Source organism: Carboxydocella sp. JDF658, from assembly GCF_002049395.1.
In the GTDB taxonomy this organism is placed as follows: Bacteria; Bacillota.
Window position 1 is genome coordinate 1 of the sequence record NZ_BDLR01000107.1, and the last position, 362, is coordinate 362.

At 59.1% G+C, this 362-nt stretch carries 1 rRNA gene; it reads left to right on the forward strand.

What is annotated here, in order from left to right:
- Nucleotides 1-362 (forward strand): 23S ribosomal RNA (locus tag JDF658_RS12475); the annotation flags it as partial.

Consider the following 362-nt stretch of genomic DNA (forward strand, 5'->3'; position numbering starts at 1 on the left):
AAAGAGTAACGGAGGCGCCCAAAGGTTCCCTCAGCGCGAATGGAAAACGCGCGGAGAGTGCAAAGGCAGAAGGGAGCTTGACTGTGAGACCGACGGGTCGAGCAGGGACGAAAGTCGGGCTTAGTGATCCGGTGGTACCGAGTGGAAGGGCCATCGCTCAACGGATAAAAGCTACCCCGGGGATAACAGGCTTATCTCCCCCAAGAGTCCACATCGACGGGGAGGTTTGGCACCTCGATGTCGGCTCATCGCATCCTGGGGCTGAAGTAGGTCCCAAGGGTTGGGCTGTTCGCCCATTAAAGCGGTACGCGAGCTGGGTTCAGAACGTCGTGAGACAGTTCGGTCCCTATCCGTCGCAGGCG